Raw genomic sequence first — 19,115 nt, 5'->3', positions numbered from 1 at the left:
CTATATTATAATAGGACTTTACTTCAATATTTGAAATATTATTTTCCGGACAATAGCTTGCCAAACCCGGCAATCGACTGCCGGGTTCGGCCTTCAGGTCGATATGCTTAGACGGCCACGCGTTCCTGCTCTTCAAGCCGCATTGCCTGCAGCTGACGTTCCCAGGCAAGCGCATCACCTACAATTGTATCAAGATCTGCACGCTTTGGCACAAAACCGAAGTCGTTACGGACACGATCATTTGCGGCCACCAATATTGCCGGATCCCCTGCACGGCGGGGAGCCATTTTTACGGCGAAATCCACCCCGGATACACGCTTAACAGCATCAATAATTTCCAGAACCGAGTAGCCGTATCCATAACCACAATTTGCTGTTGTGCTCGCACCGCCTGCCTCAAGATAATTGAGGGCGCACAGGTGAGCTTCCGCCAGATCGCTGACATGGATGTAATCGCGGATACAGGTTCCATCGGCGGTCGGATAATCCGTGCCATAGACTTCGATATGGGACCGGTCACCGGTGGCGGCCTGGCTGGCGATCTTGATTAGATGGGTTGCGCGAGGAAATGATTGGCCAGAACGCAGCTTCGGATCAGCGCCAGCCACATTGAAATAACGCAATGCAACAAACCGGAAATCCTTATGAGCGGCAGCGGCATCACGTAACATCCATTCGGTCATAAGCTTGGATGTTCCATAGGGAGAAATTGGCTGGTGCGGCATATCCTCGGTGATCGGTGTCCGCTCGGGTTCGCCATAAACGGCGGCGGTCGACGAAAAAATGAAATGCCGGATGCCTTCCGCGATGGCGGTTTCCATCAATGCTCGCGACTGTACCGTATTGTTACGGTAATAGGATAGGGGATCACTAACGGAGTCCGGCACGACAATCGAGCCTGCAAAGTGCAAGATTGCCGTGATGCTGTGCCTGCGGATCGTGTCAGCAACCAGGGCCTGATCACCGACATCGCCCCGAATAAAGGGAACGCCTTCTGGTACCAGCCACTCGAACCCACAACTAAGGTCGTCGAGGACAACAACATCTCTTCCCGCATCTTTCAGGGCAAGAACCATGTGACTGCCTATATAGCCTGCGCCACCTGTAACAAGAACGGTCATTGATAACTCCTGGGAGGTTATTTCTAGCTTTGTTGAAGATTCTGGCTTTTGCCAATTAGTGAATTTTGTCTAAGCCACACGCCGGACGGAATCCGGTATGTTCTCTTTTGTGTCGACCATCTTGTGGTCTACATGGTTTTCATCAAGAAATCTGCGCATTTCGCCATATGTTCGATACCAGGCGTCATTGTATTTATTGAACAATGTCTGATCCCAATAATCTTCAAGGCGAAACCTATCTCCGCTGAAGACATCGAAGCGGGGTATCTGGTAGGTTTCAGCGAACTCAACTGTGCGGCTGTCATAGGTAAAATAGATAGATGGCACCCCATTCGCCAAAGCCATAAGATTGCCGTGCAACCGGTAACCCAATACGAGATCTTTTGTCTGCACCAGTTTCTCATAGTCGGCCACAACGTCCGAATAGAAGAGTCGCTCGCGGTAAAGCTTCTCGATTGTATCGTCGAGATACCAGTCGGAAGCCCATCGATTGGCCTTCAGCGCCGCGATTGCATCTTCCTTCTGTTCATCAGTTCCCAATACAAGCTTTTTTTCCTCAATCTCGCCCTGCGCCATCAGCGTAACGTTGAATTTGTTTGCGGTATATTTGATCAAATCGCGATGAAATGTCAGATATCGCTCAATATTACGGGCATAGGCTGGTGAGACCTCCCGGCGCACGGTCAGGCCAACATTGCGGACATCTTCAAGCAGGGGCAAAGTGACCTTCAACGTGGGATCATTGCGCCGAAATGCAGTGGGACAGCCAACGATCCGAACGTTGTCAATGCCGATATCTTTGAGCACCTGCGCAGAATAGGCCCCTCGCACGCCAATGGATGCCGTTGAATCTGCCATGATCTTCAGGAGCGTCTTGAGATCTTCAGGCAGTTGTATCTGTCCTTCAACAGGAGCCTGTGCTCCAATGCCCCAGGCGATTACAGGCAGTCCAAGGCGCTTCAAAACCGCAATCGCATGTGGCCAGCCCATATGCTGATGAATGTAGTTCGACCCACGCAGAATCACGTAGTCATATTCTTCTTTCAACCGATCGATTTGATCAAAATTTGGCTCACCGAGCGGCAATTCCCGCAGCTTTTCGAAGTTCATCAGCTTGAGCGATGAGTCAAAGACAAAGGCATCGCCGATATTGTGATAATGGTCGATATATTTTTGAATATCACTGTGCTGGTACCAGCGAACATTATCGTGGTCGTAAACTTCGCCTGATGGGCTCATTACGAGTACACGTGCCATAGAGTATTCCTTTTTGTAACTTTGAAAGCAATCAGCTTGCTTGTGAAAGAACGACTTCGTTCGCTGCCACTGTCTGGGTTGAGCCTTGATGAACAGATCGGAGCAATTTTGCGTAAAGGGCAACGTGCTCTTCCGCACAATCGACATAGTTGGTCGGCTGTCGAATTGAGTGATGCAAGTGATCCCAAATGAGCGGGTCGCTCAAAACCTCGGTGAATCGGTCAGCAAGGTCTTCGGCACTCCGCACGCGGAAATGTAATCCATCTTGCCCATCCCGCACCTTTTCAGCCATGCCGCCAATATTTGAGCAGATAATAGGCCGACGATGATGCAAGGCTTCCTGAATAACGATCGGAGAATTCTCCCACCAGATGGAGGGCATCAACACCCAATCGACGGACTGCATCAGCCGAGGCATCTCGTTATTCTGGTAAGCTCCGTGAAATCGCACACGAGATCCTGCATCTGCAATGAGCTTTTCCATGCGCGTTCGAAATTCTGCGGGCTGCTTTTCAAGATTTCCGCCAAATATCATCAGCCTTGTATCTTCGCCCCAGACTTCCTCTGGCACTCGCGAGACCGCATCGATAAGCACATCAATGCCTTTAAATGGTGTGATCTGGCCGAAATAAGCGAAGCGGTTCCGGCGTGGCTTCGGTCCAGAGAGTTCCCGCGGCGGTGTGACGCTATCGATCGCCACACCATTTTCAATGACGTGCAGTTTTTTCGGATCCAGGCCCCATTCTGCATATTTTCCGGCGAGAAAACCGCTTGGTGAAACGAAGGCGTCTGCCAGTTCGAGCATTCCGCGCACAAACTTTTCCCGTTTCAAAAATCGAGCTGGCGGAATATCAGGAAAACAGGCGTGGCAGTCGATAGGGGACGCTTCATGACAAAGTTTGGACGTACCAACTTTGACCATCTGTCCGTCATTGTTGCAAATGGAAAGGTATTCATGAAATGTCATCAATATGATTGCCTTGGGAAGCGCCTCGCGAATAGCATAAAGAGTTTCCAAACCAAGGCCCAATACATGGTGGAAATGCACCACATGTGGGTTGAGATCGCCGACAAAACGTAAAAGGTCGCGATGAATTTCGTCTGTGTTGTTGTTCGACAGATAAAAATGATCGTACTCGTCCGAATGAAACAGGATTTCATCGCTGGAACGCCGCAGGCTCATAAGTGCAGTCGTTCCGTGACGCGGTATCGGGTGTCCCGCGCGGGCAAGATATACGGATTGAACCCGTGGCAGGGCATTCAGGCCCTTGTGCAGATTATACGATGCAATTTCACCACCACCCAGCGAAATGCTCGGATGCGCGTGAGAAATTACCAGAACGCGGAGTTGTTCGGTCATGCCGGGGTCTCCGTTTTCAAAGTGTTTTCTTTCCCGAAACTCCTGGCCCATCGGCTGTCAAAAATCTGTCTGTCAATCCGCTCTATCAGCGCAACCGTGGAAGCTTTTTCAGAGACTATAATATCGTCAGAGCCCAGCATCTGGGCCGATGGCAACCAGTAGGATTTAAGACCTGACTGCTTCAACTTGAGCCCAAGGTCCAGGCCTTTTTCATGCGTTCCCATGTAACCGCGTGTAAAGCCGTCCACTGAGAACAGCGCTTCTCGGGGCATGATACAACATTCAAATGTCGCCGTTGCCACTTCCGTCGTGGCCATGCCGGTTACCGCATCAATGGGATAGCCTGCGTACCGGCTGATCAAGGCGCGATCCGAATGCGCACCAGCCACCCATGTTCCGGCCCAGCGTATGGAATCATCTTCATATGCGAGGGTGGGAGAGAGGACGCAATTCTTGCGCATCTCATAAGCCGTGAGCAATTTGTTAAACCAGCCCTTGTTCCGGGGGAGCAACGAGGCGGCAAGAAACACAACTGTTTCACAGGACACTGCCCGCGCACCAACTTCAAGTGCATCATAGAGATCCTCCGAGCCGCTTGCCGAAACCAGCCGGACACTTAGCTTGTAGAACTGCGCCAGTCTGCGCACCCGCACACCAATACGGTCTATAACGTCAGTTGCCCCGGCAATCACGACAGGCAAACCCCGGGTTTCGGGATCAAGCGCAAGCAAAGCTATAAGCGGTCCAACTTCTTCAACTCTCTCATCGATACCAATGATTAGCGCCGGACCCTCAATATCATCAAATGCTCCGACATCCGCGACACCGAAGATTTCCGGTGCAGGACGGCTCACATTGCGCAAAAGTGGTACAAGCTGTTGGTCGACTACGTGGCGAAGTGCCCATGCATTTGGGTCAATCGCACGGATCTGTCTGACAACAGCTTCTCGTGATGTGACCCGGATCGGTGTCAAAGGCAGAAAGGCGCGCCGCTGATCGCTGAGGCAAAGCTCGAGATAAAACGGGGCGGTGCTGTCTCCTGACAGTTCCGGCGCAAAGGCAACAAATCCGTGAGCATGCCGATTTGGATCAAGACCAGCATTGAAAGGTGCCCGATTGTCGAATTCGGCGGTGACATCTGGCCTGTCGATACGGGTCCAGTTGCCATCAAGCTGGCACTCGCCGCGATGACGACGCAATTTTACGCTTTCGACATGACCGTCGGGATCAAGCAACCAGCCAGAAACCAGGAGGCCACTGCCGTCGACACGCAGGACATTATCAATGCCAGCGCGCACCGGAAGCGGCAAACCGGAAACGGTCTCAGTTCCGTCAAAGCGGTTGGCAGCCGAACGCATTCGAAGCAATATTTCTGTAGAACCTCTAACGCGCGGCAAAATTGCACGCACATGACTTGGCGTTTCCCGCGAACCGACAATCAGACGGCGATCATAGACTTCGGTGAAACGCCATCCGCGCCGTCCGCGAAAGAGCAGGCGTTCGATATCACTTGCTTCGACAGTTTCATTGGCAAGCAACAGTCCGGCAAAGCCCGAAGCTTGGTCGTTCAGATCCGGGCGGGCAAACACCGATATCACACATTCTGCCAGAGACGAAGCGCGTCCGCTGATGAAAAGCCGCGTCACTGATGGCGTGAGGTCTTGAGCCCAGCCTTGTACAAAGATTTCACCCTCATCACTGCCACCGATAAGCTCGACACATCCATCCGACCGCGCGCCCGCCTGTAGCAAGACGGTAATCGCCGCGAGCTTCTTTCGGCCTATGGGGCCGGAGATCAGGGCCTCCACAAGCCCGTCAATGACGGACGGGAGATTTGCCCCTGCCAGATCTGCGATCATGGCAATCAGATCGCCAACCGATGCGCCTCTATTGGCGAAAGTATAGCGCGTTACCTTTGCCTTATGCTGGAACATGATGGTTTTGAGCGAAGCCCGACGCAGTATGCCTGTAGGAAGAACTGCTACAAAACCATGGGTTCCTGCTGGCGAGGCATTTTTCAATGGCCAGCACACCAAGGTCGCCTTGAGGCTTAGGGCAGGGTCGCCATTGAGGAACACCGCCACGTGCTCCAGGTTGAAATTCCCTATGCCCATAACGAGCACCAGCGTATCGTCAACAGGGCAACCAACAACCATTTCGCCTTCCATGACAATGGAATGGTTTCCCGCTGGTTTGGCAGCGTTGGTTATCGGTAATATGTTCCTGTCATCGCGCAAGTGCATTACTCCCGAGTTCAGTGGAGTATCGTCAAGGAAACAAGGGCTCCCGCGGCAAAACCGACAAGAACAAAAAGCAGAAGGAACAGCGGCTTCACATCACCATTGGACCGCTTCTGCAGCGATTCAATACGCTTTTCCAAGCCTCCGACCACACCGTCAAGACGCATCAAATGTACATCGAGTTCGGTCAGACGATTATTTACGTCGCCCCGCATCGCTTCAATTGAACCGCCAATATCCAGGCCTTCGACAGACGAGCTACCGCTATTGCCATCAAGCACAGGCGCAGCACGTTGCAGAGACCTCTGGTTAACCTGCAGCTGACGTTGCGCTGCCATCAGCATGTCGAGCTTGTCCAATATCCGCGTCATTGGCGCAGCGATAAGTGCCTCTGCTGCCTGTTCGGCGGGTTTGGGGACACGCAAAGCCTGTTCGACCCCTGAGGCACTGATAGCAACCACTACCAGTTCGGCCGCCCTTATCGAAGCAAATTGCGGCAACATGACATTGAAGGCATGCGCGCCATCACCGATGCCGCTTCGCTTCAAATCTGGGCGATCCTGATCAGCTGTTGCTTCGGCGATTGGTTTCCCATCCAGCAATACCCGGATGGTCACCCGCGCGGTGGGTGCAGATGGATCGAAGGCCCAGCCGTAAAGACGTCCATCGTCGACGGCGTCGACCCGGCCCTTCATCGGTTCTGTCTTCAGTGGTCGCGCATTATCTTGCACGGGTGCAGCAGGAGGCTGTGGTAAAGCCTGCGCTGGGACTTGTGTCGCTATAGACATGATCTTCCTTTCAGGCGGCTGCCACACGATCCGAGCGCAATGTCCCGATCAAGTCGAGATACTTCGCTGCCGATGTGGCAATGGTGTCGGGATGGCGTGCGCGACTGGAAAGCTGCTGACGCAGATCGCCGTCTTCCGCGATACGCCGGATAGCTGAAGCCAGGGCCATAGGATCGTTGGGAGTGACGGTCAGACCGTTTGCTTCGTCCTCGATTGCCTCGGCCATGCCTCCGATATTACTGGTAATCACCGGGCAATTGAGGCCCTGGGCTTCCTGGATGACCAAAGGCGCATTTTCCCACCAGATCGAAGGCATGATTGCACAATCAACAGTGGCAATGAGCTTGCCAATATCCTCGCGCCGATAGGCTCCACGTCGCTGGACGAAAGGGTACGTCTCGGCGAACAACCGGTCTATGTCAGCAATAAAGGTCTCACTTTGGAATGGCGCCGCGCCATGGACCCGCAACTCAAAGTCCAATCCTTCGGAAATCAGCTGCTTTGCTGCTTCAAGCAAAACCGTGGTGCCTTTCCACGGATTAAGGTTGCCGAAATAACCAAAGACCGGCTTGGGGCGGGTTGTCTCTGATGGTTTGACCGGCGCACGTTCGGGCTGTCCATTCGGTATCACGCTAATAAGATGTTCTGACAAACCCCAATCAACATAACGCTGCTTCAGAAACGCGCTTGGTGAAACAAAGCTGTCCACTGTGCTTAGCAGCGATTTCAAATGCCGCTCCCGTAAAACAAACTTGTCGAGCGCGATCTCTTTAAAGCAGCTATGGCAACGGTCAGGACTTGCGCCGTAGCAAAGTTCTTTGTTTGTGGTCCGAACCATCAGACCATCATGATGGCAGATTGGGTAATAATCATGCAGCGTCATGACGATACGGCAATCGGGAAGTGTGCGTCTGACGATGTGCGGAAATTCGGCACCGAGCAACAGCAGGTGATGCAGATGAACGACATCTGGCCGAAAATCGCGAAGCAGTTCCACAATATCCGGCACAATTCCATAAAGATCGACTTGGCTCATGAAGAAACGGTCGAAATGACCGGACCAAAGAAGAATTTCGTCGCCAGTGGTGCCGATACTCTGGAAACTGGTTCCAGGGCGAGCTTCACGGTGAATATGATTGGTTGCGCCCAAAAAAAGCGCGTCGCAGCCAGCCCTCTGATACGCCCGAAACAAATCGTGCGCAAAAATCTCCGTCCCGCCAGGATGGAGGGAGGGATGATTGTGGGCAGCAACGAGAACCTTCATCGGCGGATCCCGTCTTTTTCTGCAACAAACAGATCCTGATAATGATCCGACGAAACACCGCGCCAATGACCGAATGATTTAAGGACAGTGTTCAAACCGGCGCCAGTAATCGCTCGGTCCAGAAAGCCATCATCGAAACCCACCGCTGCAAGCGGCGGCAGTTCCGGTACGAACCAGCACGGTCCATTGTCATAGCGTTGAAACCCAAGCCGAGCGTCACGTTTCTTGGAAACATTTTCCTGTGCCACCTTGTCGACGACAAATGCGGTCATGAAGAGACGGCCACCAGGAGCAAGAAGGCGCTCGATTTCGCGCAAATAAGCGCTGACTTCTTCATCCGGCAGGTGGGTGACGATCGAGGTCATGATGATGAAATCGAACTGATTTCCATCGTAAGGAAGGACAAGCTCAAGGCCGTCGATCGCGCCTTTTGGATTGTACAGGTTATGCGCAATATCCACGTGGCGAAATTCGAAGTTTGAATAGATGGGGCTAAGTTTTTGATTGCACCATTCTATACCGCCAGCCACGGGATCAATACCGCAATAAGTGCCTTTTTCGTAGTCGAGATACTGCGTGAGCGGCACCGCCATGCGTCCGATGCCACATCCGATATCCAATATGCGGTCTGTTTTTTCCAGTCCGCCCTTTCGAATGAAATGGCCGAGAAATTCAGCGCCAACGGCCTGATAACTGCCGTCCCCAACAAATATGCTCTCAAGCTCGGGGGAGGGGAGAAACCGGTTCTTCAACACGGTCTCCATCAGCCATTCAACGTAATCATTATCATAGACCCGGACATGATCGGCTGGTGATTGTTTGAGTGCGATGACCTCGGTCAAGCGGCGCTCCTTTCCGACTTGTTACTAACAAAAGGTGTGACCGTATCCTCGTCAGTCTCGTCGAGATAACTCGTCATCAATTCTGAAATGTCGCGGTTCCAGCGCTGCGTATGCAGCCATGAATTGTACTGGCTGGCCAAGCCCCGCATATAATCAGAACTCCGGCGTATTGACCGGCGCTCGAAGTGGTAAAGTGCGACGTTCGGCTCATAGGCAATCTGGAATCCTATCTGGCGGATTTTAAGGCAAAGGTCGCTGTCCTCGTAATCGCCGATCACATAGTCTTCCGTAAAACCTCCAACGAGGTCGTAAATATCCTTTCGCGTAACGAGGCACGCGCCTGTTACGCCTGGCACAAAGCGGGCGACCCGAGCTGGCGCATAGTCCCCCGGCATTCCTTTGTAAAAATGGTGATTGAGCCATACTCCGCGCTGATCCCGGGCGAAATAAAGGCCTGCATGTTGCAAAGAACCGTCTTCAAACAGCAATTTGGGTCCGACAGCGCCAAGTTTTTTCTGTTTGAATAGCGGATTGATAAGTTCATCCAGCCACCCCGCCTTGCAGGGAACGACATCCGAATTCAACATCACCAGTATCGTGCCATTGGCGAGGCTGGCGCCGGCGTTGCATGCCCGCGCATAACCGCCATTGCGGTTCATCGTTGCAAGCTTCATCGGCAGATCGTGAAGGATATGCAGTCCACCCAGCATGTGCTCGGTATCGTCCTGAATTTCAGGGGAATCGAGCACGAAAATGATTTCGGCGTTCTCGACGAGCCAGGGATCTGTTGCCATAGCGGAAAGTTGGAAACGCAGAAAATCGAGATTCCGGTACAAAGGAATAACAAGGGAAACCAACGGTGATTCCGGCATAATACCGTAATCCTTCACGTCGGCGATCTTGACCATTTTTCCTATCTTTTGCTCGACCTCCCGCAGGGCTGGCGCCAGAATTCTTTCAAAAACCTGCGCCTTGGCATGCTGTGGCGGGACAGCGCGTAATATACAGTTGCGCTGAGCACCAGCCTCAAAGGGCTGCATCTGTGGCACAAGTGCAGAGGTTGCACCCGAAATCAGCCGCATTTGGAACCGGGGCTGCAACAGCGGCCCAAGATTGTTGACCTGCGGAAGCCAGGCAGCAAAACCTGTCACGTCAGACCGTGATCCGTCCTCACCTTTTCCAGTTTTGCCTGGAAAACTGTAGAAGTTTGGCTTCAGTGGAAGGGCTGTTCCATCTTCGGTTACGTATTCGATACCGGCGAGCATTCCGGACGGATCGTTCGTCCAGCCTCCAACCAATAAGCCGCCATCCAGTGCCAGCGCCAGATCAATTTCGCCGGAAGGCTGAGTAGCAGATTTACCGATTTGACGGGCAGGGAGCGGAGCCCTTATCTGCATGTCGATTGCGGTCGCGATGCCGGCGTCAGGCACCTTTGCAAGATGGCGTACCAGAAAGGCGCGCAAACTTGCATCTCCCTGTTTTTTTCCCCACCATTTCTGGAAATCCGAGGCACTGGCAATGTCGGAGAGCTTGCGCACGGCAACGCCATTCTTGCCTGAAATAACCAGTCGAAACGATTGGGGAAGGGCGCGGGCGGATTCCACAAGCAGGTGGCATTGTTGCAGGCCCTTTTTGACCGCAGGGCCAATAACCAGCTTCACCGGCAGTGAAATGACTGAATTGCCGCTGATACCATATATGGCGGTAACAGCTCCAAGGTCCGGGTTGAGACCGGTCTCCAGCAAATGGAGGCCATCAATTGGCTGTCCACAACTGCGCACTTCCCGCGGCTCGGGTGTAAGTGCCACTGTGACCTCGCGAGCGACGCCGGCAAAAATTGAGTTCTGCGAAAGGCGAAAGGCACTTCGCCACGTGCCGAGCAGGTTGTTGAGGAGTTTGACCTGTCCGCCCGAGCCGATATTGCTCAAAGCACGCTCTATATCAAAGTTACCCAACTCGGAAGCTGGATAGAGCATTACTTCCTGGTCTGAGGTCGAATTGCCATTGGAAAGCCTCAGCGAAACGGGATCGGCCTTCGTCCGCATTGCCCAGAACATACGCTGACCGCCCGTTTCGAGCGGCATGCTGAGGCTGACGAGGGGCACCAAAGGATTTGATGCTTCGATAGTGCATTTTGTCAGCGCTTTGGAGGAAGCTGGAATATCCCATATTACAACAGCCACGTCGGCGCAAAGGCGCGAGATCGAAAGGTCCTGTGGGTAATCTTCAATTTCCGTTGAATGGTCTAGGTGCAACAAATTGCCCTTTCACTCACTGCGCAACGCGAGAAAAAAAGCGTGCCCTGTGGGAGACAGGGCACGCCATAAATCGATATTAATGAACGACGAAGAAATCGCCTGGGTTTGCGAGTACATCGTCAGCGTTCACACCAACCAGTGTGACAGAGTCGCCATTGCCAAGATCGACAACTACGTCACCACCAACCTGGGTAACATGGGAAGCCACATCGTCAGCCGAGTGGATATCCGTTCCATTAATGCCACTCGAAATCTGGAGATGATCCTGACCCGGAGTGAAATCGAGCACGACGTCGTTGCCGCCGCCGCCATTGAAGACAAACGTATCGCTGCCTGCACCACCGATGAGTGTATCATCGCCAGCACCGCCAGAAAGGATATCGTTTCCAGCACCGCCAGAAAGGATGTCATCACCTTGCCCGCCGAACAGAATGTCATTGCCTGCACCGCCGAGAAGAACATCGTCTCCACGACCGCCAAACAGAACATCGCTGCCGTCATTGCCGGTCAAGACGTCGTTGCCATTATCGCCGAACAGGATGTCACTACCGGCGCCACCGAAAATGGAGTCATTTCCGTTGCCGCCGAACAGGAGATCATCCCCATCATCGCCGAATATTGTGTCACTTCCGTTCCCACCAAAAACAACGTCATCACCGCCACGGGCGTGGATGAAGTCATCAAAACGGGAGCCAAACAAAACGTCGTCGTAGGCGCCGCCTTCTAAAGTGGCCATCTGCTTCTCCTTTGTTGTCCTGCATTGAGTTTATGCATTGCCGGAAAAATACCCCGGCGATCGAGTGCTTTGACGATTGTGCGCTGCACCAAATCGAAATGCAACATATGTTATGAATATAAATGTGGCAATCTATAGTAACAATTTATTACATGAATGTATTACGACATATTTATATTAGACTTATAATTGCGCTTTAAACTCAATATACTTTAGTTATGCATCCTTATTAGGCGTAAATTATTTTTAATTTTGAAGTACCCTCAAAAACATCAGCTGTACCAGCGCTTTCCGGCTAATCTTCCCTGAAGGCACGGTTGAAACTGTCGGTGATTGGGCCAGCGATGTAATCAATCGCTCGACGTGACTTGTGCACAATCAGGATTTCTGCAGGCATGCCTGGATAGAGCTTGATGGACGGATTGGCTGTCAGCGACTGGGGAGAAATTTCCGCCCGTGCCACAAAGTAGGCCGTTTCGCTTTTTTCATCGATAAGCTGGTCAGCGGCAACATAGGTCACCTTTCCATCAAGCGGCGAAAGGGATCGTTGATTAAACGCCGTCAATTTGACCTGAACTGCAGAATTCACAGCAACGCCATCAATATCGCGTGGACTGATCTTCATTTCGACCACCATCGGCTCGTTTTCCGGAACAATATCAAGAATTGCTTCGCCGGCTGCAACAACACCGCCCGGTGTACGCAGACGAATATTGTCGACGATACCGGCCTGTGGCGAACGTATCTCGACCCGGCGCATGACATCTTTGGCAGCGACAATTCGCTCTTCGGTGTCAGCAAGATCAGTCTGGCTGGTGGTAATTTCACCTGCAATCTCTGATTGCACATCACTTTCAATGCCGGTTAGCGAAAACTCGGCACCTGCTTTGGCCTGTTCCGCTTTGGCCTTATCGCCGGCATATTCACCACGTTGGCCGGCAAGTTCGCTTAGCCGGGTATCGATCTCCGTAAGTTTGGATTTTTGGGCAAAACCCTTTTTGACCAAGCTGGCGATTGCATCGCGCTGTTCGGTGATAAGGGCAATCTGTCGATCTGTGGCTACGATCTGTGCCTCTGATGCCTTTGCCTGCTCGGTATATTGTTCAATGGTTTTTTGCTGAACATCGATGCGACTTGTCTTTTGGGACGAGCGCTTTTGGAAAAATATCTGCTCGGCTTTCATGGCATTTTGTGCCGTGACATCATCAGCTGCACCAAAATCTTTTGGAAACTCGATTTCAGTAGCGCCCGCCTGCTCCGCCCGCAGGCGAGCAAGCTTTGCGATCAATCCAACGCGGCGGCTTTGCAGAGATTGCAACTCCGAGCGGGCCTTTGTGTTGTCCAACCTTACCAGCGGCTGCCCAACTTTGACGACGTCGCCTTCCTGGACCAACAAGCGATCAAGGATACCACCTTCAAAATGACTGATGGTTTTACGCTTTGAATCAACGATTACCGTTCCAAGCGCAACAGCAGCGCTGCCAAGCTCAGCCGAGTAAGCCCAGCCAAAAAAACCACCAAATGCGATGGCTATCGTTGCAACACCGGCAATGATCAGCCTGCGTAGAGGGCTCTTTGCATCTTCCTGCTCGAGGTCGGTGACCCATTCAGGGCGAACCGTGCCAAATTTCGTAGGCAGATTGTCGCCGGTCGATGCGGCGCGCGGGGCAAGCAATTGGGAAACCCGTTTGGGCAGATTGATTTTGTCGGTCATGATGCAGTCGCTCTCTTAGGACCGGTCGGTGTTATCGAGGCAACAACATCCGTGCGCGGCCCGAACTGGGTAATACGGCCGTCCTCAAGGACGAGAAGCTTGTCCGCCACCTGCATAATCGTGGGTCTATGAGCTATCATGATCACGATCGCACCATCATCGCGCGCCTGTTCTATGGCCCGCATCAATGCTCTCTCGCCCACGGCATCAAGATTGGCATTGGGTTCATCCAACACGATAAGGCGGGGGCGGTTGTAAAGGCAGCGAGCGAGGCCAATCCGCTGGCGTTGACCACCTGACAGCGTTAAACGCCCGTCGCCCACAGGCGTATCATAACCCAGCGGCAGTCTTCCGATCATCTCATGAACATCTGCAAGCCTGGCGGCCTCCAGAACACGGTGGGGGTCACTGTCGCCCATGCGTGCGATGTTGTCCTTGATCGTTCCTTCAAGCAGCGCCACTGACTGCGGCAAGTAGCCGGCAATTTCGCCAAATGAGCCGCGCTCCCACAAATACACGTTGTTGCCATCGAGGAAGACGCCTCCTGATGTGGGCTTCACGATGCCGATCATCAGCCGGGCAAGCGTCGACTTGCCGGCAGCCGAAGGCCCGACAATACCGAGAACCTCTCCGGGTGAAAGAGCAAATGAGATGCCCTTGATAATTGGCATTTCGACACCAGGCGCGGCATAGACCAACCTGTCCACGATAAGATCTCCATGCGGCCTGGGGGTCGGCATTGTTTGTCGCACTGCGAGATTCTGGGCCAGCAAGGATTGAATCCGCTGCCAGTTTCCAATTGCGTTTACCCATTGCCGCCAGGTCTCAACGACCTGATCAAACGGCATGAGAAGTCGTCCGACAATGATACTGGTGGCGATCATCGCGCCAGGAGAAATTTCTTGCTCCATGGCCAGCAATGTGCCGGCGCCGAGCGTTACCACCTGGATCATGAACCGTAATGTGCGAGTGATGGATGTCATGGCACGGCTGCGGCTGCCGCCAAGGTCAAGCAAATCCAGGGCATTCATCTGCAGGCCACGCCAGCGACGGGCCAAAGCAGGTAGCATACCCATGGCTTCAATCGCTTCAGCATGGCGCAATGTTGCACCGATCTTGGAGATTGCCTCGATATTCGCCTGATTGGCGTCTTTCACCAGATTGCGTGTCATCAAATCCGTCACGACACCGCAGCAGATCAGAATGATGACCGCCACAATACCAATAATGCCAAAGACAGGATGCAGCAAAAACAGGACTCCAAGAAAAATAGGAGACCAGGCAGCATCAAGCGGAGCACTTACCGCTGACGACGTCAGAAACGAACGCAACTCGGTCAAATCACGTAGGGATTGTGTTGCTTTTGGAAGCCCCTGATCAACCGAGGCTTGTACTGCTGCGGTTAAAACCGGGAGGTTAAGCCGACGAACCAACGCGCTACCCATTGCCTGAAATGAGAGAGCGCGGATGAACTCCAAAATACCGAAAACAATCAATGCGCCAATCGCGAGAATCGTTAGCATCAACAACGTATCTGTGCTGCGGCTGTTCAAAACACGGTCATGAACCTGCAGCATATAAAGCGGTACTGTCAGTTGCAAAATGTTGATGCAGGCACTGAGCAAAACAGCATAAAGCAGCCCCGCCAAAAATACCCGGCGGGCTTTGAAAATAAGTGTTTGAGGCGTGGGCACCGTAGGTGTCATCGCTTTTTTTCCAACATTGCTATTGCCATTCTCATTGATTTGACGAGTATCTACCATACACTTCTGCCTTGGAAATGACACAGCCGCGGTTTAGCTCCTACGACCTTGGTCTAAGGCCATAGACTAGTAAAGTAATACTGCGCAGAATGTGACAGAAAAAAGTTCTTACGGTGGGGAAATATTCGAAGGAGAACCGAAAACATACTTGTAACTTACTTCAAATTTTGAAGTAAACTTGATCATGGAGACCGAGATGATACAAAAACTTCTGCACGAAGAAGTGGAAGTCGAAACATCTATTGACGGCTATGACGCCGCCAATTTCCCCGAAATTACCGCAGAAAAACAGGGACATAGACATCCAGTTCATACAGTGGTTGTAACGCATTTTGAACTGGCAAGAATGATTGAGAGGGTCAATCGGAGGTTCGCGAGTTTGCTCAGGACAGAGATGACAAAACTCGGCGTTGAAGATGTTGGGCCAGCTCAGGCAATGGTTCTTCTTGCCATCGGCGACGTTGAACTTTCGGTTGGAGAACTACTGGACCGCGGCCATTATGTCGGCTCCAACATCTCCTATTACCTGAAGCAGCTTGCCGATGGTGGATATATCGACAGGGTAGCATCACAGCGCGACAAGCGATCCGCGAGGATTCGTTTGACTGAAAAGGGCGAACAGCTTTGCGCCAATTTGCGCGACGCTGGCGGTGCTTATAATCGGGTTCTTGCGCGGGATGATAGTGACCTGCGCAATCTAGAGATTGCATTTCAAACATTGCATCGGCTTGAACTGGTATGGGGTAATGCTGCACGTTACGGCATTTAACAATCAAGTGGTGTGCCGTAACGGTCGGAAAGGACTGAAATCATGCATGTGGCATTCGTGCACAGACGTGGCTTTGGTCAATTTTCTGCTCTGGCTGAAAATCTTGCTTCCAGTGGGCATGATGTCAGCCTCGTTTGTGAAACTGTAGACCGACGCCTCCCATCGGTCCGCGTAGTCAGACACAGGGCAGAACCCGGCCCTCGATCGGATACTCAGATGGCAAAACATCTGGGTATACCGGATCACCATGTTCGGATCGGGCACCGGGTTGCTGAAACATTTGAGGCCATGATACGTCATGACCAGCGACCAGACATTGTTGTCGGTCACATAGGCTGGGGCAGCATGATGTTTGTAAAAGACGTGCTGCCACAGGTACCTGCGATAGGATATTGCGAATTTTTCTACAGGGCAGAGGGTGCTGATGTTGGGTTTGCACCCGACGACTTACCCGACGCGGATACACGCAAGCGCTTGCGTCTGCGCAATATCGCCCAGCTCATCTCGCTCGAAGCCCTGGATGGCGGCATTAGCCCTACACAATGGCAAAAGAGCCTCTATCCCGCGTCTGCACAAAACCGCATCGCGGTCTGCCACGAAGGCGTTGACACTCAACGCTTTCGTCCAGACCGCAACGCCTCGCTGCGTCTTCCCGACGGGCGCGTTTTGCGGGCAGGGGATCCGCCGATCATCACATTCGTCGCCCGCGATCTGGAACCTTATCGCGGCTTCCCGCAAGCACTTGAAGCGGCATCGAAGGTTCTGGCCAAGAATTCCGACGCTCTTTTTATCTTTGTGGGCGGCGATGGCGTAAGCTATGGCAAGCCGCCGCCAGGTGGAGGTACATGGAAAGAGGTTATGCTGGCGCAGCACAATGTCCCGGCTGACCGAGTCTTGTTTACTGGTCCAATCTCACATGATCTTCTTCGTCAGCTGTATCAAATTTCCACAGCGCATATCTATTTAACCTACCCGTTCGTTCTCTCCTGGTCCGTGGTGGAGGCCATGGCCTGTGGCGCTCTGATCATTGGCTCGGACACTCCTCCGGTGCAGGAGATCATTCGATCGGGGAAAAATGGCTTACTTGTGCCGTTTTATGATACCGACGCTTTGGCCGACACCCTTTTACGTGTTTTGCACAAGCCAGACGATTATATGCCATTGCGTATCGCTGCCCGCAGAACAGTCGAACATCGCTTCCAACTTACGGATTGTCTGACACGTCAAAAAGCTTTGATTGGGTCAATTGCCAAGGCAGGTTGAGTATTTGACAATTGCTATCCCTGATAGCCGCGGCTTTTCCGCCCTGAACCTCACCTGTGCTGGCCTCCGCATGTAGCTGCCCATAAATCAGTTCAAAAGCAGGTCTGTCTTTGTCAAAATCGCGTAACAGTGCTAACCATCGCGCATCTCGTAGGCAGGTATGGCAATGAACGAAGCCAAGATCGCAGAAATTGAAACCTGGCTGGACATGCAAGGGCTCTCCGGCGCCAGCGAAACAGAACTTATGAATGGGTTTTGCCAGCGCTGTCTTGATGCTGGAATCCGGCTTGAGCGAGCAAATGCATTTGTCGACACGCTGCACCCCATCTACGAAGGCCGGGTTTTTCTATGGCGCAGGGAAGGGCAGGTCGAGCGCGCGATCATTGAATATGGTTCTTCGCAGGAGGGTGAAAGCGCAAGCAACTGGCAGACATCAACCTTTTACAGCATGTTGAATGCGGGCGACGATGAAATGCGCGTGCAGCTGGGACGGGAAAAAGACTTGGGATTCCCGCATTTGCTCACGCTCAAAGGCGAAGGCTGCACTGATTATCTCGCGCTCATAAATCGCTTCTCTTCTGAAGGCACTATCGGCGAAATGGATTGCTTTTATTCCTCCTGGTCTACCGATGACCCACAGGGTTTCCGTGCAGAGGATCTGGTGGCGATCCGTCGAATGGTGCGAGGACTGGGATTGGCCATAAAGTGCGCCTCGCTGACCCGTATCGTCCAGACCTTGGCCGATGTCTATCTAGGTCATGATGCCGCTAAGCGTGTCCTTGCCGGACGCATCAATCGAGGTGCCGCGGAGCGTATTGAAGCGGTCCTGTGGTATTCGGATCTGAGAGGCTATACACGCATTTCAGATACAGCATCGCCCGATGCAATCATTCCCATGCTGAATGATTATGCGGAAGCAGTCATATCCTCGATACACGAAACGGGCGGCGACGTACTCAAGCTTATGGGAGACGGTATTCTTGCAATCTTTACCAACGGCAACTCTGCTCAGGATTGTGCAGCAGCGCTAGAAGCTGAATATTTGCTACGCAAACGCCTTGTCACGCTTAACCAAGTTCGCCACGCGGATGGTGCTCCAGCAACCGATGTCTATCTTGGCCTTCACATCGGAGAGGTATTCTACGGTAATATTGGGAGTGATACGCGCCTCGACTTTACAGTTGTCGGTCCCGCGGTAAACGAAGTCAGTCGCATCGCATCAATGTGTCGCTCGGTTGACCAGGACATATTGATTTCCGATAGTTTTGCCGAAGCTTTGCCAAGCGAATTGCGAGACCAACTCGTCTCCGTCGGGCGTTATGCGTTGCGGGGAGTGGGACGTGCCCAGGAGCTCTTTACCCTTGATCGAGCCAGGTCTGGACGCCTGTAGTCATTTTCACAACCTATGCGCCTCCGCATTTGATTTGGCAACTTCGTAAATCTGACGCCATTATTGCGCCGCGTCGACTGTCAAACTGGGATTCCTGCTTTTGCCCACCGGTTATCATTTTTGTAGGGGTTCAGTCCTTCGAGCGATCTTACGGCGTTCATCCATATCAATCTGGGAGTAGGTGCATTTCATGGGCAACTCCCTGCAAGCGATAAGCCACTGTTATCTATTGCAAGTCGCACTTCATCCTTGAACCCACCCGCTAAAAGCAGATGTGGCGACCAAGTTGAAATGTCGACTGTTGTGCAAAGTAGAAATGTCATCCTGATATGCGCCGAGGCGCGTCGCCG

At 52.6% G+C, this 19,115-nt stretch carries 14 protein-coding genes; 3 read left to right on the top strand and 11 right to left on the bottom strand.

Going from position 1 to position 19,115, the window contains the following annotated elements; translation table 11 throughout:
* Positions 1-107 precede the first annotated feature (107 nt).
* From galE to V9K92_RS00020, 11 genes are all read right to left on the bottom strand, one after another.
* Positions 108-1,121, bottom strand: coding sequence for a UDP-glucose 4-epimerase GalE (gene galE / locus V9K92_RS00070; protein WP_336442233.1), 1,014 nt, complete (start codon positions 1,119-1,121; stop codon positions 108-110).
* Between the two features lie 69 nt (positions 1,122-1,190).
* Positions 1,191-2,378, bottom strand: a complete 1,188-nt coding sequence (locus V9K92_RS00065; RefSeq protein ID WP_336442232.1) for a polysaccharide pyruvyl transferase family protein — start codon at positions 2,376-2,378, stop codon at positions 1,191-1,193.
* 31 nt (positions 2,379-2,409) lie between these two features.
* Positions 2,410-3,738, bottom strand: coding sequence for a glycosyltransferase family 4 protein (locus tag V9K92_RS00060; RefSeq protein ID WP_337352809.1), 1,329 nt, complete (start codon positions 3,736-3,738; stop codon positions 2,410-2,412).
* Positions 3,735-5,975, bottom strand: a complete 2,241-nt coding sequence (locus tag V9K92_RS00055; RefSeq protein WP_337352808.1) for a hypothetical protein — start codon at positions 5,973-5,975, stop codon at positions 3,735-3,737. The genes V9K92_RS00060 and V9K92_RS00055 overlap by 4 nt, the downstream gene beginning before the upstream one ends.
* A gap of 17 nt (positions 5,976-5,992) precedes the next feature.
* Complete coding sequence (locus tag V9K92_RS00050; RefSeq protein WP_337352807.1) at positions 5,993-6,766, bottom strand: hypothetical protein; 774 nt, start codon at positions 6,764-6,766, stop codon at positions 5,993-5,995.
* Positions 6,767-6,776: 10 nt separating this feature from the next.
* On the bottom strand, positions 6,777-8,030 hold the full coding sequence (locus V9K92_RS00045) for a glycosyltransferase family 4 protein (RefSeq protein WP_337352806.1): 1,254 nt from the start codon (positions 8,028-8,030) through the stop codon (positions 6,777-6,779).
* Complete coding sequence (locus V9K92_RS00040; RefSeq protein WP_115054043.1) at positions 8,027-8,872, bottom strand: class I SAM-dependent methyltransferase; 846 nt, start codon at positions 8,870-8,872, stop codon at positions 8,027-8,029. The genes V9K92_RS00045 and V9K92_RS00040 overlap by 4 nt, the downstream gene beginning before the upstream one ends.
* Positions 8,869-11,127 (bottom strand): glycosyltransferase family 2 protein, encoded by a 2,259-nt coding sequence (locus tag V9K92_RS00035; RefSeq protein WP_337352805.1) that lies wholly within the window; start codon positions 11,125-11,127, stop codon positions 8,869-8,871. Before V9K92_RS00035 ends, V9K92_RS00040 begins: the two co-directional genes overlap by 4 nt.
* Positions 11,128-11,206: 79 nt before the next feature.
* A complete protein-coding gene (locus V9K92_RS00030; RefSeq protein WP_115054044.1) occupies positions 11,207-11,866 on the bottom strand; it encodes a calcium-binding protein in 660 nt (219 codons plus the stop codon).
* A 295-nt stretch (positions 11,867-12,161) separates the two neighbouring features.
* Positions 12,162-13,580: an HlyD family type I secretion periplasmic adaptor subunit gene (locus V9K92_RS00025; RefSeq protein ID WP_336442226.1), complete on the bottom strand. Its 1,419-nt coding sequence runs from the start codon at positions 13,578-13,580 to the stop codon at positions 12,162-12,164.
* Positions 13,577-15,286, bottom strand: coding sequence for a type I secretion system permease/ATPase (locus V9K92_RS00020; protein WP_336442225.1), 1,710 nt, complete (start codon positions 15,284-15,286; stop codon positions 13,577-13,579). Before V9K92_RS00020 ends, V9K92_RS00025 begins: the two co-directional genes overlap by 4 nt.
* Positions 15,287-15,542: 256 nt before the next feature.
* Here V9K92_RS00020 and V9K92_RS00015 point away from each other — a divergent pair, with 256 nt between their 5' ends.
* From V9K92_RS00015 to V9K92_RS00005, 3 genes are all read left to right on the top strand, one after another.
* Positions 15,543-16,112 carry a MarR family transcriptional regulator gene (locus V9K92_RS00015; protein ID WP_336442282.1) on the top strand — a complete coding sequence of 190 codons (570 nt, stop codon included), beginning with the start codon at positions 15,543-15,545 and terminating at the stop codon, positions 16,110-16,112.
* Positions 16,113-16,154: 42 nt separating this feature from the next.
* The gene (locus tag V9K92_RS00010) at positions 16,155-17,375 is read left to right on the top strand and encodes a glycosyltransferase family 4 protein (protein ID WP_337352804.1); all 1,221 of its coding nucleotides are present in this window, start codon (positions 16,155-16,157) and stop codon (positions 17,373-17,375) included.
* A 166-nt stretch (positions 17,376-17,541) separates the two neighbouring features.
* Positions 17,542-18,765 carry an adenylate/guanylate cyclase domain-containing protein gene (locus V9K92_RS00005; RefSeq protein WP_307277664.1) on the top strand — a complete coding sequence of 408 codons (1,224 nt, stop codon included), beginning with the start codon at positions 17,542-17,544 and terminating at the stop codon, positions 18,763-18,765.
* Positions 18,766-19,115: the final 350 nt, after the last annotated feature.

The sequence above is a fragment of the Phyllobacterium sp. CCNWLW109 genome, from assembly GCF_037203905.1.
Taxonomy (GTDB): Bacteria; Pseudomonadota; Alphaproteobacteria; order Rhizobiales; family Rhizobiaceae; genus Phyllobacterium; species Phyllobacterium ifriqiyense.
Note: the sequence above shows the minus strand (reverse complement) of the source record. Positions and strands in the feature narration are given on the sequence as shown.